General features: G+C 68.3%; 17 protein-coding genes. 12 read left to right on the forward strand and 5 right to left on the reverse strand.

Annotation, left to right across the window (positions count from 1 at the left end; all coding sequences use genetic code 11):
- From ABZS43_RS08770 to ABZS43_RS08795, 6 genes are all read left to right on the forward strand, one after another.
- Positions 1 to 1319, forward strand: a 1319-nt coding sequence (locus tag ABZS43_RS08770) for a glycosyl hydrolase family 28-related protein (protein WP_355035236.1), incomplete at its 5' end; no start/stop codon positions are given.
- 5 nt (positions 1320 to 1324) lie between these two features.
- Positions 1325 to 1888: a YdcF family protein gene (locus ABZS43_RS08775; protein ID WP_355035237.1), complete on the forward strand. Its 564-nt coding sequence runs from the start codon at positions 1325 to 1327 to the stop codon at positions 1886 to 1888.
- A 17-nt stretch (positions 1889 to 1905) separates the two neighbouring features.
- Positions 1906 to 3249 carry a glutamate-1-semialdehyde 2,1-aminomutase gene (locus ABZS43_RS08780; protein ID WP_355035238.1) on the forward strand — a complete coding sequence of 448 codons (1344 nt, stop codon included), beginning with the start codon at positions 1906 to 1908 and terminating at the stop codon, positions 3247 to 3249.
- A complete protein-coding gene (locus ABZS43_RS08785; protein ID WP_355035239.1) occupies positions 3246 to 4367 on the forward strand; it encodes a glycosyltransferase in 1122 nt (373 codons plus the stop codon). The genes ABZS43_RS08780 and ABZS43_RS08785 overlap by 4 nt, the downstream gene beginning before the upstream one ends.
- A 69-nt stretch (positions 4368 to 4436) precedes the next feature.
- On the forward strand, positions 4437 to 5093 hold the full coding sequence (locus ABZS43_RS08790; RefSeq protein WP_355035240.1) for a class I SAM-dependent methyltransferase: 657 nt from the start codon (positions 4437 to 4439) through the stop codon (positions 5091 to 5093).
- Between the two features lie 107 nt (positions 5094 to 5200).
- On the forward strand, positions 5201 to 6643 hold the full coding sequence (locus ABZS43_RS08795; RefSeq protein ID WP_355035241.1) for a CYTH and CHAD domain-containing protein: 1443 nt from the start codon (positions 5201 to 5203) through the stop codon (positions 6641 to 6643).
- 4 nt (positions 6644 to 6647) lie between these two features.
- On the opposite strand, the gene ABZS43_RS08800 is transcribed toward ABZS43_RS08795, so the two are convergent.
- The gene (locus ABZS43_RS08800; RefSeq protein ID WP_355035242.1) at positions 6648 to 8180 is read right to left on the reverse strand and encodes a cytochrome P450; all 1533 of its coding nucleotides are present in this window, start codon (positions 8178 to 8180) and stop codon (positions 6648 to 6650) included.
- A gap of 276 nt (positions 8181 to 8456) precedes the next feature.
- On the opposite strand from ABZS43_RS08800, the gene ABZS43_RS08805 reads away from it, so the two are divergent.
- The 3 genes from ABZS43_RS08805 to ABZS43_RS08815 are packed head-to-tail and all read left to right on the forward strand — an operon-like array spanning position 8457 to position 16839.
- On the forward strand, positions 8457 to 9062 hold the full coding sequence (locus ABZS43_RS08805) for a GNAT family N-acetyltransferase (protein WP_355035243.1): 606 nt from the start codon (positions 8457 to 8459) through the stop codon (positions 9060 to 9062).
- A 44-nt stretch (positions 9063 to 9106) separates the two neighbouring features.
- A complete protein-coding gene (locus ABZS43_RS08810) occupies positions 9107 to 15424 on the forward strand; it encodes an SDR family NAD(P)-dependent oxidoreductase (RefSeq protein ID WP_355035244.1) in 6318 nt (2105 codons plus the stop codon).
- The gene (locus tag ABZS43_RS08815; protein ID WP_355035245.1) at positions 15421 to 16839 is read left to right on the forward strand and encodes an aminotransferase class I/II-fold pyridoxal phosphate-dependent enzyme; all 1419 of its coding nucleotides are present in this window, start codon (positions 15421 to 15423) and stop codon (positions 16837 to 16839) included. The genes ABZS43_RS08810 and ABZS43_RS08815 overlap by 4 nt, the downstream gene beginning before the upstream one ends.
- Positions 16840 to 16852: 13 nt before the next feature.
- Here the strand turns inward: ABZS43_RS08815 and ABZS43_RS08820 are convergent, their stop codons facing one another.
- The 3 genes from ABZS43_RS08820 to ABZS43_RS08830 form a co-directional block, all read right to left on the reverse strand.
- Positions 16853 to 17398, reverse strand: a complete 546-nt coding sequence (locus ABZS43_RS08820; protein ID WP_355035246.1) for a hypothetical protein — start codon at positions 17396 to 17398, stop codon at positions 16853 to 16855.
- A gap of 107 nt (positions 17399 to 17505) precedes the next feature.
- Positions 17506 to 17967 carry a hypothetical protein gene (locus ABZS43_RS08825; RefSeq protein ID WP_355035247.1) on the reverse strand — a complete coding sequence of 154 codons (462 nt, stop codon included), beginning with the start codon at positions 17965 to 17967 and terminating at the stop codon, positions 17506 to 17508.
- A gap of 115 nt (positions 17968 to 18082) precedes the next feature.
- The gene (locus ABZS43_RS08830) at positions 18083 to 19015 is read right to left on the reverse strand and encodes a DUF1206 domain-containing protein (protein ID WP_355035248.1); all 933 of its coding nucleotides are present in this window, start codon (positions 19013 to 19015) and stop codon (positions 18083 to 18085) included.
- A 664-nt stretch (positions 19016 to 19679) separates the two neighbouring features.
- On the opposite strand from ABZS43_RS08830, the gene ABZS43_RS08835 reads away from it, so the two are divergent.
- Both ABZS43_RS08835 and bfr read left to right on the forward strand, forming a co-directional pair.
- Complete coding sequence (locus ABZS43_RS08835) at positions 19680 to 19841, forward strand: hypothetical protein (RefSeq protein ID WP_355035249.1); 162 nt, start codon at positions 19680 to 19682, stop codon at positions 19839 to 19841.
- A 58-nt stretch (positions 19842 to 19899) separates the two neighbouring features.
- Positions 19900 to 20382, forward strand: coding sequence for a bacterioferritin (gene bfr / locus ABZS43_RS08840; RefSeq protein WP_355035250.1), 483 nt, complete (start codon positions 19900 to 19902; stop codon positions 20380 to 20382).
- A gap of 183 nt (positions 20383 to 20565) precedes the next feature.
- Here the strand turns inward: bfr and ABZS43_RS08845 are convergent, their stop codons facing one another.
- Positions 20566 to 21402: an SMP-30/gluconolactonase/LRE family protein gene (locus ABZS43_RS08845; protein ID WP_355035251.1), complete on the reverse strand. Its 837-nt coding sequence runs from the start codon at positions 21400 to 21402 to the stop codon at positions 20566 to 20568.
- A 179-nt stretch (positions 21403 to 21581) separates the two neighbouring features.
- Here ABZS43_RS08845 and ABZS43_RS08850 point away from each other — a divergent pair, with 179 nt between their 5' ends.
- On the forward strand, positions 21582 to 23201 hold the full coding sequence (locus ABZS43_RS08850; protein ID WP_355035252.1) for an ATP-binding protein: 1620 nt from the start codon (positions 21582 to 21584) through the stop codon (positions 23199 to 23201).
- Positions 23202 to 23219 lie beyond the last annotated feature (18 nt).

The following is a 23219-nucleotide window of genomic DNA, read 5'->3' on the forward strand; positions in this document are numbered from 1 at the left end:
CGTGCGGCCCATTCGATCTCGGCGGGGGTCGCGTCGGGCTTGCCGTAGGCGATGGCGGCGCGCACGGTATCGCCGAACAGGAAGGGCTCCTGCGGACCTCCGCCGTGCGCAATATCCGTGATTTCGGCGCCGTCGGCGACGGCCGCGCCGACGATACCGCCGCCCTGGCCGCCGCCTGCCGCACCGACGGTCCACCGCCGGTGGTGTATCTGCCCGCGGGCGACTACAAGGTGACCCGCTGGCCCGATCTACCCGATTTCGCGGTGGTCTACGGTGACGGCGCGGACGCGACCACCGTGTTCTGCGAGACCGACACCACCCTGATCACCCTGCGCGGCCGTCATCGGATTCGTTTCTCCCGCATGGGTTTCTACCTCACCGGACCGCTCGCCACCGCCGTTCGCCTCACCGAATGCTTCCGCTGTAGTTTCGACACCGTCCTGATCCGTGGCAATCACCTCGGCGACAACTTCCCCCGCTACACCGGCCAGCGCGGCGTGGTGCTGGACGGCAACACCGGGGGCACCTCGTTCATCGACTGCGATATCAACAATTTCGGTGTGGGACTGGTGACTTCGTGCATCCAGAACTACGTGACGTCCTCGAAGTTCACCAGTAACCGCATCGGGGTGCTCGGCACGGGCAACGACCACAACGCGGGTCTGTCGCTGACCAATGTGGAATTCGTCTCCGATACCGATCCCGCCACCACCGATCGGCATATCCTCATCGACGGCGCGGCCAACAACTGGTGGCTGACCAACGTCTGGTTCGAGGGTTCCGAAGTCGCGGTCACCGTCGGCGTGCTCGGCCGGGGCGGGCCATCGCAGTTCGGCATGGTCAACTGCAAGGTGGCGGGACGTTCGGCCGGTGTCGAGCTGAACCACTGCCGTCAGCCATATCTGGCGAATATCGTCTTCGACGCCGATCCGGGATCCCGGCCGGTGGAACTGCGCATCGAAGCCACCGGGTGCCCGGACGGCACCGCCCTCAATCTGATCTCCGGGGTGGCCGACGATCTCGACCCACTGGTATTCCCGCCCGCCTGGCAGGTGATCGGCCGCGGCCGCACGCACCGCCCGACGTTCACCGGCACCGTCACCGCGCGGGCGGACCCGCGCGACGGTGAGATCCTGCGCGCGCAGGCCGCCGACGGCGCGGTGGTCGCCTCGGTCCTCGCGGGCGGGACCTACGTCTCCGATCGCCCCGACGCCGGGGTGGTACTGCGCGACACCGAGGGCGGATATTGGCGGTTGGTCGTCTCCCCCACCGGCGCTGTCGGTTCCGCACCGCTCGGCCGCGACCGGCCGGCCCGGTAGCGCCGATGTACGCGCGCGTGCCGAAACCTTCGAGACGATGGCGGGTGCTGCTCCCGTCGGGGCTGCTCGCACTGCTGGCCGCGGCGGTGCTGGCCGGACTTCCGGTCTACGTCTACCCGCAGGTCGATCCACTCCGGTCCGCCGACGCGATCGTGGTCCTCGGCGGCACCGCCTATGAACGGTTCGACGTCGGACTGGATCTCGCCGAGCGCGGATACGCGCCGGAACTGGTGATCGCGGCATCGACCGGCATCGACGACCCGCACATGGCGAAATACTGCGACGGCCGATTCCCTTTCCGGGTCGCGTGTTTCGAGCCCGATCCGTGGACCACCCGGGGCGAGGCGCAGGAGATCCGCCGCCGCGCCGAGGCCGAGGGCTGGCGCCACATCATCGTCGTCACCTTCACCCCGCACGTGTCGCGGGCCCGCTACATCGTCGGCAAATGCTTCGACGGCGAGCTGACCATGGTGGGCAGCCCCAGTCCGTCCGGCCTGCCCTTCCTGGCGTGGATGTATCTGCGCCAGAGCGCCGGATATATCAAGGCCGCCACCGAATTCGGCTGCTGAGCACGAGAGGAACGAGCATGGACCCGACTCCCCCGATGAGCTTCGCCCGCAGCGATGCCGCGCGGGCCCGCCTGCACGAACTGGTGCCGGGCGGTGCGCACACCTATGCCCGCGGCGACGATCAGTATCCCGAGCATATGGCTCCGATCCTGGTGCGCGGCAACAGATGCCGCGTGGTCGACCGCGACGGCAACGAATACGTCGAATACGGGATGGGCCTGCGTTCGGTCACCCTCGGACACGGCTACCGGCCGGTGGTCGACGCGGTGACCGCCGCCATCGCCGACGGGGTGAATTTCTCCCGCCCCACCGAATCGGAACTGCTCGCCGCCGAGGATTTCCTCGCGCTGACGCCCGGCGCGGATATGGTGAAATTCGCCAAGAACGGCTCCGATGTGACGACGGCGGCGGTCCGCCTCGCCCGCGCGGTCACCGGACGTCTCACCGTCGCCGCCTGCGATCAGCCCTTCTTCTCCGTCGACGATTGGTTCATCGGCACCACGGCGATGGACAGCGGTATTCCCGCACCACCGACGGTGCGCTTCCCCTACAACGACCTGCCCGCGCTGGAAGCGGTCCTCGCCGGACACGACGTCGCCTGCGTCCTGATGGAAGCCGCCACCGCATTGCACGAACCGCTGCCCGGCTACCTCGATGGCGTACGCGCGCTGTGCGACCGGTATGGCGCGCTGTTGGTATTCGACGAGATCATCACCGGCTTCCGCTGGTCGTCGGGCGGGGCCCAGCGGGTGTACGGGGTGGTGCCCGACCTGTCGTGCTGGGGCAAGGCCATGGGCAACGGCTTCCCGATCTCGGCGCTCGCCGGCCGCCGGGAGTACATGGAACTGGGCGGGCTGCGCACCGACCGGCCACGCGTATTCCTGCTGTCCACCACGCACGGGCCAGAGACCGGGTCGCTCGCGGCCTTCCGCGCGGTGGCGCACGCCTACGCCACCACCGACCCCATCGGCCGCATGGAGCACGCGGGACAGCGGTTGCGCGCCGGGTTCGAGGAGATCACCGCCGAGCTGGGGATCGCCGACCATCTGCGGATCGCGGGCCGATCGTCCTGCCTGATCTTCCAGACGCTGGACCCGAGCGGCGCGCCGTCACAGGAATTCCGCACGCTGTTTCTCCAGGAATTGCTGCGCAACGGGGTACTCGGGCAGTCGTTCGTCACCTCCGCCGCCCATACCGACGCCGACATCGACCACACGCTCGCGGCCTGTCGCGCCGCGGCGCGGCTGTATCGCCGCGCGCTCGACGAAGGCAGCGTGGACAGATTCCTCGCGGGCCGACCGGTCGCACCCGCGCTACGCCGGTACGCCGAGCCCCGACGGCTGGAAGGAGTGACGCGATGAGTGAACCGCGAATCGCCCTGGTACACGAGCGTTTCACCGAATACGGCGGATCGGAGGCCGTAGTCGGCGAATTCGCGCGCACGTGGCCGCAGGCGTCGGTGTACGCGCCGATCGTCGATCCCGCGCGGGCGCCCGCTATCGCGTATCCCCCGTGGGACACCATCGAGGACACCTGGCTCTCGCGCGTGCACGCGGCCACCGGCCGTCGCTCGCACGCACCGCTGCTTCCGCTGGTGCCGCGCGCCCTGCGTGGGCTGCCACTGCGCGATCGGTTCGACGCGGTGGTCGTGAGTCATCACGCCTTCGCCGTGCAAGCCGTCTTCGCCACCGACGCGCCGGTCATCGCCTATGTCCACAGCCCGGCGCGCTGGGCCTGGGATCCGGCGTTCCGCGACCGCGAGGCGGGCGGCCTCGCAGGCCGCACCGCGCTGGTCGCGCTCGGGGCCATCGCCCGTCGCGCCGAACGCGCGGCCGCCCCGCACCTGAACACGGTCGTCGCCAATTCCCACGCGGTGGCCGCCCGGGTGCGGGACTGGTGGGATCTCCCCGCCGTCGTGGTCAACCCGCCGGTACGCCTCGATCGCTTCTCCCACGACCCCGCCGTGGCGCGCGAGGATTTCCTGCTCTTCGCCGGACGTCTCGTGCCCTACAAACGTCCCGATCTCGCGATCCGCATCGCCCAGCGCTCGGGCCGCAGGCTCGTCGTCGTCGGCGACGGACGGTATCGCCGTCAACTGGAGGCCATCGCGGGATCGGAGACCACCTTCCTCGGCGCCGCGCCCGATGAGGTCCTCGTGGATATGTACCGCCGCTGCCATGCCCTGTTGATGCCGGGCGTGGAGGATTTCGGCATCGTCCCCGTCGAGGCCATGGCGTGCGGCGCGCCTGTTCTCGCGGTCGGTGAGGGCGGCGCACTCGATACCGTCACCCCCGGGGTCACCGGCGCGCATATCCCGTTCGGCACCGATGAGCGGGTCGTCGCGGGCTTCGCCGACGTCCTGCGCGCCGGTCACGCCTACGACCCGGCCGTCATCCGCACGCACGCGGAAACCTTCGGCCCCGAGGTGTTTCGCGCCCGTATGGCCGAAGTCGTTGCGGGAGTCCTCGATTCGGCGTGACCCGGCGCGGCGGGATCGATCGCCCCGAATACTTGACCTGAACCGAGGTTCATGTCGGAGGCTGGGACCATGACACAGAGTCCGCACATCTGGAACACGGTCTACGACAATGACACCGCACCCTGGGTGATCGGGGAACCGCAACCGGCGATCCTGGCCGCGCAACGCGAGGGCTGGATCAGCGGCCGCGTGCTCGATCCCGGCGCGGGTGCGGGCGAGCACACCATCGCCCTCACCGAACTCGGCTACGACGTCCTCGGGGTCGATCTGTCGCCGAGCGCCGTCGCCTACGCGCGCCGCAACGCCGTCGCCAAGGGTGTCCCCGCGGCCCGACTCGAGGTGGCCGACATGCTCGCCTTCGCCGATCCCGGCACCGAACCGCTTGGCGAATTCGACACCATCGTCGACAGCGCCCTGTTCCACATCTTCGGCACCGAGCCCGAGGCCCGCGCCACCTACGTGCGCGCGCTGCACCGCCTCTGTGCGCCTGGCGGCCACGTCATCGTCCTCGCTCTGTCGGATACCGAGGCGGGTTTCGGGCCCCGCATCGGCGAGGCGATCATTCGCGACGCGTTCACCGACGGCTGGACCATCGAACCCCTCGCCGCCACCACCTATCGGGGACGGATCACCGAGGTGGTCGCCGAGGAGGCCGCACGCCACAACCTGCCCACCGAGGGACCGATCGACACGGCGGCCTGGATCGCCCGCATCCGCCGCACCTGACACCGCCGCGTCCCCACCGATCGTCGGGCGGTGATATCACCTCGGGAGATCACCGATCCGCGCTCCGCCTGCGGTTTCACTGCCCGTTTCCTGGGAACGTTGTATCGATGAAGGACGCACTGGAACGCGAGAGCAAATGGGAGGTCGACCGGGGCTTCGTCCTGCCCGCGCTCGACGACCTCGTCGCCGGTGGCCGGGTCGAGACGACCTCGGTCCAGCTCACCAGCGTCTATCACGACACCGATGATCTGGATCTGCTCGCCGACAACGTGACGTTGCGTCGCCGCGAGGGCGACGACGAGTCCGGGTGGCAATTGAAGATCCCGCATGCGCGCGGTCGGCTCGAATTGTCGACCGCGGTATCCGCGGAATTGCCGCGTGAACTCGCCGACATCGTCCGGGGTATCGGCCTCGGCAAGCCATTGCACCCGGTCACCACGATCTATACGCTCCGCGACCGCCACCGCGTTCTCGACGCGGACGGCGCACTGATCGCCGAGGTCGCCGACGACACCGTGGAAGCGACCCTGGCGGAGGGTTCCGGGGACACCCTCGCCTGGCATGAAGTCGAGATCGAACTCGGCCCGGAGACCGAACAGGTCCCGGCGCCGCTGGTCGAGGCACTCCTGCGGGCGGGCGCTCGCGCCTCGGAATATCCGTCCAAGTTGTCGCGGGTTCTGCCCGGACGCCCCGCTCGGCCCGCCGCCCGTTCGAAGGCCGAACGCGCGATCGGCGACTATATGACCGCGCAGATCGACATGATCGTCGCCGGTGACGTCGAACTTCGCCGGGGACGCGACCCGATCCACGACACCCGCGTGGCATCGCGGCGGCTGCGCAGCACCCTGCGGGTCTTCGGCACGCTGCTCGACGGCACGGCGATCGGCGAAATCGAGGAGGAGCTGAAATGGTACGCGTGCCTGCTCGGCGAGGTCCGCGACTGCCAGGTGCAGCGACGTCGCCTCGCGGATGAACTCGCCGAACTCCCGCCCGAACTCGTACTCGGCCCGGTCACGGCGCGCATCGAGTCCGAACTGCTCGGCAAGCAGGTCAGGCGGCGCGACGAACTCGCCGAAGCCATGAACTCGCGCCGCTATCTGGATCTGCTCGCCACCCTGCGGGCATGGAAATCGCATCCGCCGTTCGACGGCCGCGTTCGCGGACGCGACCTCATGCGCCGGGCGCACCGGGCCGCGCGAAAAGCCGACGAACGTCTCGCGACTGGCCTGCGCGATCAGCGCGCCGAATCACTGCATCGCGCCCGCAAGGCCGCCAAACGCGCCCGCTACGCCGCCGAACTCCACGAACCGGTGCGCCGAGCCGGGCGGGCGAAGGCGAATATCGCGTACTACAAGAAGGTGCAGCAGGTGCTCGGCGACCACAACGACGCCATCGTCTCGGCCGAATTCCTCTGGCGCACAGCGACGATCACGAGCACGGCGCAAGACGAGAACGGCTTCACCTTCGGTCTGCTGTACGCGAACGAGAAGCACGAGGCCGAGGCGGCCAGGAAGAAGATCGCCGAGGTCGTCGCGAAACGACGGTCGTGAACCGCTACTGCCGAGGGGTCGCCCGCATCGGAACCGGTCCGTCGGGGCCGCCCGTGAACGACAGCGCGCGCCGGATCGGTTCCTCGGTCGCCGACTCCAGCGTCAGCCGCTGAGCCAGCACGGCCAGCGACAGCACCAATTCCATGACCGCGAAGTTCTGGGCGATACAGACGCGTTTGCCCGCGCTGAACGCGAGTGATCCGTGCCTGCGCTCGGCGGTCATGTTCTCCGGCAGATGCCGTGACGGATCGAACCGCTCCGGGTCGGGCCACACCGTCGCGTTGTGGTGGACGCCGTGCAGACTGATCACCACCGTGGTGCCCGGTGTGATCCGATAGCCCGCAAGCACATCCGGTCCGGTCGCCACCCTGGTCAGGCCGATGATCGGCGGATAGAGCCGCATCGATTCGGCCAGCACCGCCTTGGTCCACACCAGTGCGTCCACGTCGGCGGCCCCCGGTGCGCGGCCGCCGAGGACCTCCTCGAGTTCGGCGTGCATCCTGTCGCGCGCCTCGGGATGCTGGGCGAGCAACGTCCAGGTCCAGATCAGGGCGGTGGCCGAGGTTTCCATACCCGCGCCGATGAATGTCATGAGCTCGTCGTGGATTTCGGTATCGGTGTAGGCGTGGCCGGTCTCCGGGTCGCGCGCGGCCATCAGCAGCCCGAGCAGATTGTCGGTGCGGTCGACGCGTCCGCTGCGATGATCGGCGATGAGGGTGTCCACCGCGCGTTCGATGCGGCGCAGTTCGACCATGATGTGCGGCGCGGTGAACCAGGTGAGCCATCGCATGGCGCGAATCGGTATGCGCGAACCCGCCCGGCGTTCTTCCGGCGTGGTGCACCGGACGAGGAAGGTGGACAACGCCCGCAGCGGCCTGCTGATATTGGTCGCGAAGCCGACGCCGAAGAATTTCAGCAGATTCGTCAACCGGATCTGCGATATCGGGCCGGACAGGTCGGTGCCGAACATGGTGCGCGCCACGATGTCCAGGGTGAGCCGATTCATCTCGGGACCGATATCGATGGGTTCGTCGCGGGCACAGGCCTCCAGGATGCGCGTCGCCGCGTCACCGGCGGCCTCGGTGATGGGGACCGCGAATCGTTCGATATTGCCGCGAGCGAACAGGGGTTGGACCACGCGGCGGTTGCGCTGGTAGCGGCGCTGGTCCATATCGGTGACGAGGCCCTGCCCGAAGGTGACCGCCATCATGTCGTATTCGGCGCTCTTGCAATAGTTCTCCTGATTCGAGACCAGGATCTGGCGGGCCAGTTCGGGATTGCGCACGACGACGTAGCGCAGCATCGGCATGCGGGCGACCAGGACGTCGTCGGCTCCGGGGAGCTCGGTGGCCAGGTAGTGGATCAGGGTTCTGTCCCGCCAGCGTGGCACGAAAGCCCCCACGTAGCGCCAGGACTGCGCCCAGGTGACCTCGGTGCGGTGCCAGCGCATCGGCGCGGGCTGCCAGCGCGGCGGATGCAGGGTGGTGTCACCGGCATCGTTCTCGCGCGCGGAACGCCGGGTTGCCGATGGCGTCATGGGTTGTCCTCGTCGTGTCGAAAATCCGTTCGCCCCGTCCGGGCCTCGGTCGCAGGATATGCGAAACCGGATGCGCGGGCCGCGCGGTTCGGAGCCGCCGAAAGTACGGGCTTGCAATGATTTCCACACCAGGTTACTGACCGGTAGGAACCCGCTGCGCACTGCCGGCTATTGGTGTACATTGCTGTCTGCAAGAATGAACCGGCTGCTCGCGGGGGTGGCAGCCCGTCACGAAAGTTGCCGGTGCCCGAAAAGTTCGATGATGTGGCAGTACGCGTGGCCACGAAAGAAGATATTCCCCGGCTCGTTTCGGTACTGGACCGGGCGTTCGAGGTCGACGATCCGTTCGGGGAGTACATGTTTCCCGACGAGGCCAAGCGCCGTCGTCACCAACCTCGGCTGACGCGGGCGATGATTCGTCACCAGTATCTGCCCTCAGGCTGCGCGCTGGTGGCCAGCGCGGGAGGGCAGATCGTCGGCGGCGCGCTCTGGCAGACCCCCGCCTATCGATTCGGTCCGCTGCGCTATCTCGCCTCCATTCCCGAATTCGTGTGGGCCATGGGTTCCGGCGGCCCGCGCGCGCTGGCGATGGACGCGACGATCGCGGGCCTGGCCAAGGGCCTGCCGCATTTCTTCGGGGTCACCCTCGGTGTCGACCCCGACCATCAGCACAGCGGCGTCGGCCGGGCGCTGCTGGCCTACGGGATCGCCGAGCTCGAGCGCGCGGGCGCGCCGATGCTCGCACTGTGCAAGGACGGCAACGTCGCCTACTACCAGGCCGGGGGCGCGCAGCGGATCGGGCGGATACGGCTCGGGCGGCGCGGGCCCGAGGTCAACGTGGTCATGTGGCTGCCGAGCAGCCTGGCCCGGATCGCCGAATAGTCGCGGCCCGTCGATATTCCATACTTGGTGAAGGAGTACGTTCCGTGACCGATATCGCGATCGTCGGCATCGGCTGCCGCTACGCGGGTGGCATCGACTCGCCCGAGTCGTTCTGGGATTTCATCGTCGACAAACGCGACGCCGTCACCGAAATACCGGGAGACCGCTGGGATTATCGCCGCTACTACGATGCCGACCGGCGCGCGCCCGGCCGCATGTACACGAAACGGGCCGCCTTCCTGACGACCGATCCGTGGGCGTTCGACCCCGATTTCTTCGGCATCTCACCCCGTGAGGCCACCGCGATGGATCCGCAGCAACGGTTGGTGCTCGAAGTGGCGTGGGAGGCACTCGACGACGCGGGTATCGCGGGCCGAACGGCGCACGAGCCGGTCGGCGTCTACATGGGCGCATTCACCCTGGATCAACTGGCCGCGGGGATGTCCGGCGACGCGGTCGCCCATATCGATATGCACTCCTCGGCGGGCGCGTCGTACACCATGCTGTCCAATCGGATCTCCTACGCGCTCGACCTCGGCGGGCCGAGTATCACCGTGGACACCGCTTGTTCCTCGTCGCTGGTCGCCCTGCATCTGGCGTGTCAGGCGCTGCGCGACGGAGACTGCCGAACGGCGCTTGCCGGTGGCGTGAACCTGATGCTGCAACCGGGAACCTTCATCTCGATGTGCAAAGGCGGGTTCCTCGCCGAGGACGGGCGCAGCAAATCCTTCGGCGCCGAGGCCGACGGCTACGGTCGCGGCGAGGGGGCGGGGATCGTCGTGCTCAAACCCCTGACCGATGCCGAGGCCGCCGGAGATCGCGTCTACGCGGTCATCAAGGCCACCGGCGCCAATCAGGACGGACGCACGACCGCGATCACCGTGCCCAATGCCGAAGCCCAGGAGTCGCTGGCGAAATCGGTCTGCGAGCGCGCCGGAATCGCCCCGCACGCGGTGACCTACGTCGAAGCGCACGGGACGGGAACTCCCGTCGGCGACCCGCTGGAACTGCGGGCGATCGGGCGGGCGTACGGCGCCGTCGATGGGCGCGACACACCGCTCGGCGTCGGCTCGCTGAAGTCGACGCTCGGCCACACCGAGGCCGCCGCCGGGATCGCGAGCGTCATCAAGTCGGCACTGGCGATCTCCCATCGCACCGTGCCGCCGCAAGGGTGGATGGCCGATCAGCCGAATCCCGATCTCGCGCTCGACGAACTGCGCCTCGCCATCCAGCACGAGGCGCACCGGCTCGGTCCCGATGACGACCCGATGACGGTGGCGGTCAACGGTTTCGGATACGGCGGCACCAATGCGCACGCCATCCTCCACGAATATCGTCCCCGCGCCGCCGACACGGACGCCGGCGCGCGCCATTTCGGCGTCCTGCCGATCTCGGCGCGCGGCGAGCAGGCCGTACGTGAGGTGGCACGCGGATTCGCCGAACTCCTCGCCGCGGGCGCGGACCCGGATCGGGTGGCGACCGCGGCATGGACGCGACGCCATCACCACCCGTTCCGTACCGGCTTTGCCTGGACCGACCCCGACCAGCTGATCGCCGAACTCCGTGATTACGCCGACGGGGCAGGTCGCGCGGCACACCGCGTTATCGGAAATGTCACCACGGGAACCGTTTTCGTCTTCACCGGCATGGGGCCGCAGTGGTGGGGTATGGCTCGCGAACTGCTCGAGCGCGATCCCGTCTTCGCGGCGACGGCCGAGCGGATCGACGCCGCATTCCTCGCCGTGGCGGGATGGTCGGTTCGCGACGAACTGACCCGGCCCGAGGACGAGTCGAGAATGGCCGCGACCGAGGTCGCCCAGCCCGCCAATTTCCTCGTCCAGGTATCGCTGTTCGAAACCCTCGCGGCCAGGGGCGTCCGGCCCGCCGCCGTGGTCGGGCACAGTGTCGGCGAGGTGTCGGCCGCGTATGTGACGGGCGTGCTGTCGCTCACCGACGCGGTGACCGTCGCCTGGCATCGCGCGCGGCTCCAGGCGAAGACCGCGGGCGCGGGCGGCATGCTCGCTGTCGGCCTGCCCGTCGAGGAGGCGGCCGAATTGCTCGGCGACGGAGTCGATCTCGCCGCGGTCAACGGCCCCACCGCCGTCACGCTGTCGGGCGAGGTCGACCGGCTCGACAAAATCGACGCCTACCTCAGCGAGCGCGGGGTCTTCGCGAAACGACTGCGCGTCGAGGTGCCGTATCACAGCGCTGCGATGGAACCGATCCTCGACTCGCTGCGAGAGGCCCTGTCGACACTGACCCCGCGACCTCCGACACTCCCCCTCTACTCCACGGTGACCGGCCGCCGGGTGCGCGACGAACTGTGGGACGCCGACTACTGGTGCGCCAATGTGCGCGAACCGGTCCGATTCGCCGACGCCGTGCGCGGCCTGCTCGGCGCGGATCACCGCGTATTCCTCGAGGTCGGCCCGCACCCGGTGCTCGCCGCCAATATCGGTGAGCTGCTGCTGCATTCCGGCGACAAGGGCGCGACCGTGTCCACCTTGCACCGCGAGCGCTCCGACAGCGACAGCATGCGTCGAACGATCGCCGGACTCTACGCGGCGGGCACGCTCGACATCCCCGCACTCATCGGCGCGGGGCCGACGCCGCACCTGCCGCTGCCCGCCTATCCGTGGCAGCGCCGCAGACTGCGGGCCGAGCACCCCGCCGCGACGCAAAAGCAGTACGGCACAGCCGATCTCTACGCGATGCTCGGAGATCCGAACCTCGACGAGGAACGTCTCTGGACCGTGCAGATCGCCGCCGAGTCACTGCCCTGGCTCGATGACCACATCGTCGACGGCGTCAGAATCCTGCCCGGCGCGGCATATCTGGACGCGGCGCTGAGCGCGGCGGCCGTTCAATTCGGAGCCGCCGAGCACGGCATCGCCGCCGTGGAACAGGTCAGGTTCATCGCGCCGCTGGTCATCGAGTCCGGTGATATCCCGGTGATGCAGATACGTGTCGAGGAGTCCACCCACCGATTCACCATCCGCTCTCGCCCGGCGGCAGGCACGTCGTGGACGATCCACGCCACCGGCCGCCTGGTCGACGGGGCCTTCGCGCCGGTCGAGATCGCCGTGCCCGAAACGGCGACGATGACGCCGGTGCGGCCCGAAACCCTGTATGCCGACCTCACCGCGACCGGTGTCGCGCACGGCCCGGCGTTCCGCCTGGTTCGCCAGGCCTGGGTGGACGGTGACACCGTCGTGGCGAACGTGGACGCGAGCGCCGCCGTGGATTCCGGGCATCTGGCGCATCCGTGCGTACTCGACGCCGCCTGGCAGGTGGTCTCGCTGGGCGACGCGGGCGGACCAGAGGTCGAGGGCGCGGTCATTCCGGTGGGCGCGGAGGCGGTGCGCGTGTTCGCGCCGATTCCGGCACAGGTCGTCGTGGTCGCCGGACTCACCGCACCGCTGCGCGCCGAGGTCTACGTGCTGGACTCCGACCACAATCCGGTCCTGCATATCGTCGGCGCGAAATTCCAGGCCGTGCCCTTCGGCGGTGGGCGCGTGCGCAGGCTGGAGAGCCTCTACTACGAGGAAGTCTGGACGCTGCGCGACCCGGTCGATCTCGCCGCACTGCCGTCCTCGGCCACCGCCTACACCGTGGTCTTCCCGCTCACGGGCGCGCCGCCGCAGCGCATCGCGCAGATCGCGGGCTCGACCGGTCGCTCGCGTGTGGTCGATATCGACACCCTGTCAGCGGATTTCGATGACGCCGTCGCCGATATCCTGTACGCGGCGCATGCCACCGAAGGCGTCGAGCGCGTACACGTCTGCGTGGTCGCCGGAACCGGGGCCGATCCGGTGACGGATCTGTGGTTGCTGAGCAGACTCGCCCTGACCGTCGAACGCGTCGTCGACGCGCTGCATCCGGAACCGCTGCCGTTGACAGGAGACGGCTCGGTGCACGTGACACTGGTCACCGAAGGCGCTTTCGCGCACGCCGAGGATTCGCGACCGCCGAATCCGGATCACGCCGCACTCGCGGGCGCGCGACGGGTGCTGCTGAACGAACAACCGCCGCTGCGTTGGCGCCTGGTCGATATCGACGAGGAGACCTCGGAATCGGAACTGCTCGCCGAACTCGCCGTACCCGGCGCATTCTGCGCCGACGGCACCGATGAGGTGTTCCTGCGCAAGGGATTACGGTGGTCGACCGTCGTGACGCGCGCGCTGCCCGACCGTCTCGCCGATCTCGACCGGCCGGAGCCGCTCACCGATCCCGAGGCGAATTTCGCACTCGACATGCCGCGTTCGCGGGCGCTGTCCCAGTTGGGCTGGCGGCGCGTTCCGCGCCGCGCACCCGGGCCAGGCGAGGTCGAGGTGCGCATGGCCGCCATCGGACTCGGGTTCAAGGATCCCCTGAAGGTGCTCGGGGTGCTCGGCGCGGACGAGTTGGCCGGAACCCATTTCGGTGTCGCGCCGGGTATGGAGGGCGCGGGGACGGTGGTCCGGGTCGGACCGGAGGTCACCGATGTGCGCGTCGGCGACCGCGTCGGACTCGCCTCGCCCGGCATGATCGAGCGCTTCCACACGGCAAGCGCGGAACTGATCGGACCCGCCGCCGAATCCATCCGGCCCGAACTGTGCACATCGACGGTCTCCCTCGTCACCGCCGAATACGCGCTGCTCGACCTGGCCCGGGTCCGTGCGGGCGAGACCGTGCTCGTGCACGGCGCGGCGGGCGGAGTCGGCGCGTGCGCGATCCAGGTCGCCAAGCGGCACGGCGCGCGGGTGATCGGCACCGCGAGCACCGAGGAGCGGCGCGCCTACGCACTCGACCAGGGCGCCGACGAGGTACTGCATTCCCGGTCGCTGAATTTCGTCGACGACGTACTCGGGCTCACCGACGGTCGCGGCGCCGATATCGTGATCAGCACGGCTCCCGGCGAAATCGTGCACCAGAATTTCAAGGCAGTCGCGGAATTCGGGCGCATCGTCGAAATCGGGAAGGCCGATATCTATTCCGGCGGCGTACTCGAGCTACGGAATTTCGACAAGAATGTCGCGTACTTCTCCTTCGATCTCGACCGCATGCTCGCGCTGCGCCGCGCCGAGGTCATCGCGCGGGTGCGGGCGGTGAACGAGAAACTGGCCGACGGCACCTACCGGCCGCTGCCGTATCACCGTTTCGGTGTCGACGAACTGCCGACGGCCTTCGAGGAAGCATTGCGCTCCACCCGGCTCGGTCGCATCGCGCTCGACCTCACCGGCGAAACCCCGCCGGTACGACCGCGATCCGCCGATGTGCCCATCGATCCCGCCGGACGCTATCTGATCACCGGCGGCTACGGCGCGTTCGGGCTCGCCACCGCGCGGTGGCTGGTCCGGCGCGGCGCGCGTCACCTGGTCCTGGTCGGGCGCGGCGGCGCGAGCGGCGATATCGCCCGCGCCCACCTGGACGCCTGGCGCGCCCAAGGCGTGGAAGTGCTGGCGGAAAGGGCCGACGTCACCGACGCCGAGGCGATCCGCGATGTCGTGGCGCGCGCCCATACCGCACAGCATCGCGTGCGTGGCGTCTTCCATGTCGCCGGCGTCCTCGACGACCAGCGGATCACGACCATGGACCGGGCGAGTCTCAGCGCGGTCTTCCGTCCGAAACTCCTCGGCGCACAGGCGTTGCACGCCGCACTGGCGGCCGAGGGCGTCCGTCCGGATCTGATCGTGCTGTACTCCTCCGGAAGCGCGATCATGGGCGGAATCGGTCAGTATTCCTACACCGCGGCCAATCTCGCGCTGCAATCGTTCGCCGACCGGTGGTCCCGCGACGGTGACCGGGTGCTGTGCGTCGGCTGGGGCGCGATGTCGGGCGGCGGCATGGTCGACGCCGACGAGAATGTCCAGCGCTATCTGCGGATCGCGGGTTTCGACGCGATCGATATGGATGAAGGCACCGAATATCTCGGTGAGGCACTGCGATTGGGCGTGCGGCAAGCGGCGATCATCCCGGTCGAATGGGGCAAGGTGGTCCTGGCCGCCCCCCAACTCGCCTACACCGCCCGCGTCGCGGGATTGATCGCCGCGGCCTCCGAGGGCGATTCTGCCGGGACACGACTGCGCGCCGAGATCAGCGCGCTGGACGAGGCGCAGCGCGCCACCGTCGTCGGCTACGTCCTGGCCGAACAGCTCGCCGAGGTGATGGGCGTGGCCTCGGATTCCATCGACCTGACGGTGCCGCTGCCCGAACTCGGACTGGATTCGCTGATGGCGGTGGAATTCGGAGCCCTGGTGACCAAGACACTCGGCGTGGAGATGAACAGTATGCAGTTGGGACGATCGTTCAGCCTGGCGCAGGCAGGCGCGAGAATCGCCGAGATCATCGTCGGCGCCGCTTCCCGAGGATCGACGGCGTGAGCGACGAACGCGATATCGCGCGGCGCATGTTGGGGGCGGCACGCGAGCGTGCCGCCACGCCGGTGGTCCGAACCCCCGCGATCCCGGCTCCCGAGGCCACGGCGATCCCCGCGGCGCGGCGGCGCGGGCCCGGCAGGCAATTCGCCGACCATCCCGCCGTGGTGGAGGCGCTGGAGAAACAGTCGGCGATCCAGCGCCTGGTCGACACCACCGGGCTGCCGCATCCGCTGTTCCTGTCCCCGCAGGGGCATAACGGCGCTGTGATCCATTCCGGCGGAAGCGAATTGGTGAACTACAGCTCCTACAACTATCTGGAGCTGGCCGGGCATCCCCTGGTCGTGCTGGCCGCCAACGACGCCGCCGCGCGATACGGCACCTCCGCCTCGGCCACGCGCATCGTCACGGGCGAGATTCCGCTGTACGGGATTCTCGAGCGCCGCCTCGCCGAGATCTACCGGGCGGGCGCGGCGCTGGTGTCTTCGAGCGGATTCCTCAGCAATGCCGCGGTGATCGGCTTCCTGCTCGGCGAACGCGATGTCGCGGTGTGTGATTCGCTCGCCCACGCCAGTCTGGTCGCGGGCACGCAATGGGCCGGATGTCGGCGACTCGCGTTCCGGCACAACGATCCCGAATCGCTCGCCGCCCTGCTGCGGTCATCGCGCCACCAGTTCGATCGGGCCCTCGTCATCATCGAAGGGCACTACAGCATGGACGGCGATCTCGGCCGCATCGCCGAAATCGCCGCCGTGGCACGCACATACGATTGCGCGGTGCTCGTCGACGAGGCGCATGCCATCGGCGTGCTCGGGCCGACCGGACTCGGCAGCCGCGAACATTTCGACCTTCCCGGCGATCTCGTCGATATCTGGGCGGGCAGTCTGTCCAAGGCGCTCGGCAGTACCGGCGGTTTCGTCGCGGGCGACGCCGACCTGATCGCCGCATTGAAATACGCGGCCCCCGGCATGGCGCTCTACACCGCGGGCCCGTCACCGGCCAACATCGCCGCGGTCATCGCCGGTCTCGACGTCATGCGCGACGAACCCGAACGGCTGGCCCGCCTGTGGTCGAATGCCGCATTGTTCACCGGCGCACTGCGCGAACGCGGCATGGATCTCGCCGATTCGCAGGCCACCCCGATCGTGCCCGTCATCGTGCCGGGTGAGATCCGCGCCGGATACGCCGCCGCGGCCATGCTCCAGCGCGGCCACAACGCGGGGGCGATCCTCTCGCCCGTCGTTCCCGCGGGCACCGAACGCCTGCGTTTCTTCCTCACCAGCGAACATACCGAGCGGCAACTTCTCGACACCGTCGACGAGCTGGCCGAAGTCCTCACGATCGTCGAGCAGATCCCCGATCTGACGCTCGGAGCCGCGACATCCCTCGGATCCGCCCCCAGCGGTCACGCACGGGGCTGACCATCGAACTGTTTCACCACGGACGCATCCGGGCGGCGACCGCGAGACGCAGATTCGCTCGCCGCAACGCCGCGTGGGCGTCGGCGTCGCCGCGATCGCGCGTGAGCCGCTCGGCGGCCTCCGCCTGCGCCGAGCGGGCCCGATCGACATCGATGCGATCGGCGAATTCGAGGCGATCGGCGGTGATGCGCAGGTGATCGTCCTCGGCCGACAGTGTCCCGTTGTGCACCGCGGCGAGCCACGTCCGATCCTCCGAACGCAGCGTGAGCGCGCCCATCTCCATGGCGATCTCGAAGGGGTCGTGACCCGGCTCGATCAGATATTCGCCGTGCGAGGTGGGGGCGAGCACGGCGCTGACGCCGACGGTGAAATCGCGGTATCCGGCCACGCTGAGCGTCACCGCCAGCCGCTCGGGCCGCCGTCCGCGGGTAGCCGATGTACGCCCGCGCGTGGCTGCCCTGTCGTCGCGGCTCACCGCCCGCGGCCGATCCATATCGCTACCATCGGGCGGGGGCGCGAGGCCGCCCCGCCCGACTGCTGGAATTTCCCGGTCACGCATGGTGGGATTCCTCCTCACGACGCCCGTAGCGGCATCGACCGATCACCGCTCACTACCGTGCTTACCCCGAAGGTCGCCGGTCAAAAGCGCGTCGTGAAAAGCCCCCGCTACTTGGGCTCGGCCGGCATCGCGGCGGCGTCGATGGTGACCTCCGGCCCCGCGGCGCCCTGCTGCCCCGGTGTCTGTACCCGGTCCAGCACCGGCGCCAGCGCGTCGTACACGGTGGCGGCCATCGCCTCGTCCTTGGCCATGAAGCCGCCGTGCGCGTTGAAGTCGAGTATTTGGAGATATTCGACCAATTGCGAACCGCTCAATTCGACGGTCACCATGCCGTTCGGATCGTCGGTCAGGCGCTGGGGATCCTCGATAGGTTTATGACCCGCGCCGGTGCTGGTCCGCGTCCACAGATCCCGGGGCATATGGAGTGTGATGATCTGGAACTCGGCCGCCTTGTCCTGTCGGTCGGATTGTTCTTTCGGTGAGTTCGTGACACAGCCCGCGAGCATCACGGTGACAATGAGCGCTGTGACCACGGTGGTGAGTGATCGATGAACCGACGCACGTGACATAGCTGTTTTCCGAGCCCTTGCTGTGGGTGCCGTGGCGACCGGACGGTACTGCCCGGTGTGTCCACGGCATACCCCGTACTTCGACGGATAAGCGGAAGCCCGATCCGGGATCACATCACACCGGAACGCCGCCATAGGTCCTGCGGTGCTTGGCTTCGAGAAACGACAGCACGCCGAACGCGATCAGGCCGAGTGAAACCAGAATGAGAATCCAAGGACCGAACGCGGTTTCGGCGAAATCGTGCAGCACCGCGTCGACACCCTTCGCTTCGGCCGCGTCGTAATTCGCGGCGGCGACCATGGCGGCCAGGCCGATGCCGATCACGATCGCGCCCCGCGCGACATAGCCGACCCGGCCCAGCCAGATCACGGCCTCGCGCGAGCCATGGGTCATCCAGCCCATGCGGAGGTCGTCGACGAAGTCGAGGCGCAGCCCACGAATCGTCTGCCAGACCCCGAAGGCCAGCACAGCGAGACCGATCAGCAGAACGACGACCTGCCCGCCCTCCCAGCTCAGGACGCGACCGGTCAGATCGCGGGCGACGGCGTCACTCGGCGTCGGTGTCCTGCCGTGCACCACGAACCGCAGGGTGCCGAGAAATGCCAGGGCATAGACGATTCCGGAGATGACGGCATAGAGCCGGTGTCCGCCCGAATACGTCCGGCGCGCACTCGCGACCTGCGCGATCCGCCACACGGTCAGCGCCGCGAATCCGAAGACGAGGATCCACAGGAGCAGATATCCCAACGGTTTCGTCACGACCGCCGCCAGGGCACCGCCCGCGTCCGGCTCGTGCTCGGCCGTTCCGATGGCCAGCATGAACCCGAGAATGCCGATCACGATATAGGCGACACCGCGGGCGAGAAAACCGAATCGCGCCGCGGTCTCCAGCCCGCCGGAACTCGTGGATCGGCGTCTGCGGTAGTCCTCGGCTCGTCGGCCCCAGCCGCGCCGATACCCGCCGCCGGACCGCCACCGGCCGCCGCGCGCGGTGCCGACACCGCCATGTCGTCGTCGATAATTGTTCGTATTTCGGAATATGCTCATGGCTCCTCATTTCCTCACGGCCCGTAATGCCCGCACTGGACGGCGAATAACACCGGGGGTGATATTTCCGATCCGCCGGTGAGTGGCACGGAGCCCGCGCGGATATCCCGGAAAAGGCTTCGGCCCAGGCCATCAGCGGATGTCGCGCGAACGATCCGCGCCGCGACGCCCCGGCGTGGGAGAACGGAGCCGCCGTCGCCGGAGGCCGAGGCGATACGCGAACATGTTGCGGCACAGCACATCAGCGGTCCGGCCCGGCCGAAACACGAACGGCGCCCTGGGGATCCGCGCCGTATGCCCAGCCCCGCCCGGACCGCGCGAGCTTCCCACGACGAACCGACCGACACCGCCCACAGGTTCGCGCCGCCCGAGACACGGACCGTACGGCGACCGATGTCATGCGGTCTTGACACACCCGATTCCCGGATACCGCCCGCGACGAGTACGCCTACGGCCACGACAGCCGGGCGACGCGCCGTCGACCAGCCCGAATATCGATCGGCCCGGGTGGTTCCCTTCCGCCGCCGCGCCTGCTATACATTAGGGGAGGCTAACCTCCTGGAGCGGAGGCTAACCTCATAAGAACCGTAGATGCTGTGAGGATGCCATGTACGTCTGTATCTGCAACGCAGTCTCCGAGGGAGACGTTCACGACTGCGTTTCGATGGGCGCGGGCACGGTCCGGCAGGTGAAGAAGGCGTGCGGCTGGAAACCGGGCTGCGGCAACTGCACCAGCCGACTGGCCGAAGTGATCAGCCGGGCGCGACTGACAGAGGTGTCCCAGGTGTCCGAGGTGTCCCAGGTGTCCGAATCCTCGGCTGCTTGACCCGACACGCTCTGTCGTCCCGGCGCAACCTGGCGAGATCTGTGCCACGATCTCACCCATGGAAGGCGACCAGGACATCCTCACGCTGCTCAACGAGCAGTTGACGGCCGAACTCACGGCGATCAACCAGTACTTCCTGCACGCCAAAATGCAGGACCACTGGGGTTTCCCGAAGTTGGCGAGCCACACACGGCACGAATCCTTCGATGAGATGAAGCACGCGGAGGTCCTCACCGACCGCATTCTCTTCCTCGAGGGCCTGCCGAACTACCAGAAGCTCAACATGCTAAGGATCGGCCAGACCGTGCCCGAGCAGTTGCGGGCCGATCTGCAGGTCGAAATGGAAGCCGTCGAACGCCTCCGCCGTGGCATCGATCTGATGCGCAGCCGCGGCGACGTGACCTCGGCCCGTATCTTCGAGCAGATCCTCGAGGACGAGGAATCGCACGTCGACTACCTCGAGACCGAACTCGATCTGCTCGAGAAACTGGGCGAGCCGCTCTACCTCCAGCGCTACACCGACACGGCCAAGGACGACTGACCCACGCTCGATCGGCGGCCCGCCGACCGGCCGCGGGCACGCCGTGCACCGCCGAAGGCTCCGGATTCTCGGCGAGGTCGGTCGTCCGGCCGGACGGATCACCGCGAATCCGCGGGAAACCAGGTCGAACGACCGGCTCAGTCCGGCAGGTCGACGTGACAAATGCCGCCCCGGGGACCGGGGTTACGGTCGGCCCGCGCCGGGTGCGGGCGCGGGGAAGGCCGCCACCACCCCGGTGGGTTCCGCGGCGTCGTCACCACCCCAGTTCTGGCCGACGACATACAGCCGCGCAGCGTCGCCACGGCTGAGCGCACACGCGAACGCACCCCGATCGAGGTGGACCTTCTGCGATATCGCGCCGCCCGCGCCGATCCTGACGCAGTGCCCGTTGCCGACATCGGCGTACCAGACCATGCCCTCGACGTCGACGCAGATGCCGTCGGGATGGTCACCCGGCGTATCCGCCCACACTCTCCGGCCGCCGAGGCCGCCGTCGCGCCCGATGTCGTAGGCGGTGAGCCGCTCGGCGTAGGACTCCGCGACGATCAGCGTGGCGCCGTCGTCGGTGACAGCCATGCCGTTCGGAAACGCGAGGTCGTCCGCGACCCGGCGCACACTGCCGTCGGGGGTGACGAGGGCGATCAGCCCCGGCGCGAATTCGCCTCCGGGGAAGTCGAAGCCGATGTTGTCGACATAGGCGTTGCCCCGCTGGTCGACGACGATGTCGTTCCACGGTGTATCCGACACCGCCGACAGGTCGGCATACTGGCGCAGGCATCCGTCACGGTCACGCCGAAGCAGCTGCCGGTGGGCGGAGTCGACCACCAGCAGTTGTCCGTCCGGGAGGAAGTCGATGCACATCGGGAACGAGTCGACGCGCGCGACGACCTCGTGCCCGCCCTCGGGGTCGAGCGCGATCACCTCGTGCGCGCCCCAATCGGAGAACCAGAGTCGCCCTTCGTGCCAGCGCGGTGACTCGCCGAACACGATTCCTCGCATCAAGATCGTTGGTTCGCTCACGCGTCGATGTCCTTCCTTCGGGTACTCGTGCTGACGGATCGAGCACCGAGAACTCATCGCTCGCGCCCCGAACCGGCCCGGCACGCGGAGCCTGCCGACACGGCCCACTCCCCGCCCGATATCGCGATCACGATCAGGCACCTACGCTGAGCCGAACCGATTCGAAAGCAGGACCATCGTTGACAACCGCCCAGAACCGGACTCGATTCATCGGCCGCTTCACCGTACAGACCTGGTTCCAGCTGGTCCTGGCCGCGATGGCGATCGTCGTGATCATCGGGTCGGCGGTCGGAGCCCAGGTGATCGCCCATACCGGCACCGTGACCGACCGACTGCTCGATCACACCCAGCCCGCATCGGTGGAGACCTACCGGTTACAGAACGCGCTGATCAATCAGGAGACCGGCGTCCGCGGCTACACCATCACCGCCGATCCCCAATTCCTCCAGCCCTACTCCGTCGGACAGCAGGAGCAGGACCACGCGGCCGAGCGGATCAGGACTCTGCTCTCCGACCGGCCCGCGCTGCTCGCCGACCTGGACGCCGTCGAGAAGGCCGCCGACGACTGGCGGGCGGGCTACGCGACGGCGGTCACCGCCCCGGCATCGTCGACGCCGGGCGCCGCGACCTCGTCCTCGCGCGGTAAGGAACTCTTCGACGCGTTGCGCGCCGCCTTCGACACCCAGAACGCGGGTATGGCCGATGCCATCGCCGAAGACCGGCGCGAACTCGACAACGCGCGGGTCCTGCGCGATACGGTGCTGACGCTGATGGTCGCGGTCTTCTTGCTCACCGGCGTGACGTTGACCATCCTGGTGCGCCGACTCGTCGCGCGGCCCATCTCCGCGCTGACGGCGGCCTCACTGCGCGTCGGCGGGGGCGATTTCGATCACCACATCGACGTCGGCGGACCCGCCGACGTCACCACGGTGGCCGAGGCCGTCGAGAGTATGCGCAAGCGCATCGTCGCCGAACTGGAATCGACGCGCGGCCAGGAGGCGCTGCTCACGCAGCAGAAAGCCGATCTGGATTCCCAGACCGAGGAACTACGGCGCTCCAATACCGAACTCGAGCAGTTCGCCTACGTCGCCTCCCACGATCTCCAGGAGCCGCTGCGCAAGGTCGCCTCGTTCTGCCAGTTGCTGGAGAAACGCTACGGCGACCAACTCGACGCGCGCGGCAAGCAGTACATCGACTACGCCGTCGACGGCGCCAAACGCATGCAGATCCTGATCAACGACCTGCTTGCGTTCTCCCGGGTCGGCCGCCTCACCGATCGGACCGAACGCATCGGCCTCGGCCGCACACTCGACGCCGCCCTGACCAATATCTCCTCCGTGATCGAGGGCACGGAAAGCCGCATCGAGTTACCCGCGCGACTTCCCGAGATCGTCGGCGATCCCACCCTGTTGACCATGCTGTGGCAGAACCTGATCGCCAACGCCATCAAATTCCGCACCCCCGATCTCACACCTGCCATCCGCGTCGACTGCGAGGCCGACCCCGACCAGCCCGGTATGTGGCAATTCTCGGTGTCGGACAACGGGATCGGCATCGCACCGGAATTCGCCGAGAAGGTGTTCGTCATCTTCCAGCGCCTGCACAACCGTGACGAATACGGCGGCACCGGAATCGGGCTCGCGGTCTGCAAGAAGATCGTCGAGTACCACGGCGGCAAGATCTGGATCGATACCGAGTACACCGAGGGAACCCGATTCCGGTTCACGCTGCCCGCCCCCGCCGTCGCCGAAGAGAACGATTCCGCCGCCGCGGCCGTGGGGGTGGGTACGTCGGAGTGAGGACCGTCCGCCTCGCCC

Source organism: Nocardia sp. NPDC005366 (assembly GCF_040606855.1).
GTDB lineage: Bacteria > Actinomycetota > Actinomycetes > Mycobacteriales > Mycobacteriaceae > Nocardia.

Coding starts and splice junctions, on each gene's coding strand:
- ABZS43_RS08775 (WP_355035237.1), top strand. CDS start 1,325: ATGTACGCGCGCGTGCCGAAACCTTCGAGACGATGGCGGGTGCTGCTC.
- ABZS43_RS08780 (WP_355035238.1), top strand. CDS start 1,906: ATGGACCCGACTCCCCCGATGAGCTTCGCCCGCAGCGATGCCGCGCGG.
- ABZS43_RS08785 (WP_355035239.1), top strand. CDS start 3,246: ATGAGTGAACCGCGAATCGCCCTGGTACACGAGCGTTTCACCGAATAC.
- ABZS43_RS08790 (WP_355035240.1), top strand. CDS start 4,437: ATGACACAGAGTCCGCACATCTGGAACACGGTCTACGACAATGACACC.
- ABZS43_RS08795 (WP_355035241.1), top strand. CDS start 5,201: ATGAAGGACGCACTGGAACGCGAGAGCAAATGGGAGGTCGACCGGGGC.
- ABZS43_RS08800 (WP_355035242.1), bottom strand. CDS start 8,180: ATGACGCCATCGGCAACCCGGCGTTCCGCGCGCGAGAACGATGCCGGT.
- ABZS43_RS08820 (WP_355035246.1), bottom strand. CDS start 17,398: ATGCGTGACCGGGAAATTCCAGCAGTCGGGCGGGGCGGCCTCGCGCCC.
- ABZS43_RS08825 (WP_355035247.1), bottom strand. CDS start 17,967: ATGTCACGTGCGTCGGTTCATCGATCACTCACCACCGTGGTCACAGCG.
- ABZS43_RS08830 (WP_355035248.1), bottom strand. CDS start 19,015: ATGAGCATATTCCGAAATACGAACAATTATCGACGACGACATGGCGGT.
- ABZS43_RS08835 (WP_355035249.1), top strand. CDS start 19,680: ATGGGCGCGGGCACGGTCCGGCAGGTGAAGAAGGCGTGCGGCTGGAAA.
- bfr (WP_355035250.1), top strand. CDS start 19,900: ATGGAAGGCGACCAGGACATCCTCACGCTGCTCAACGAGCAGTTGACG.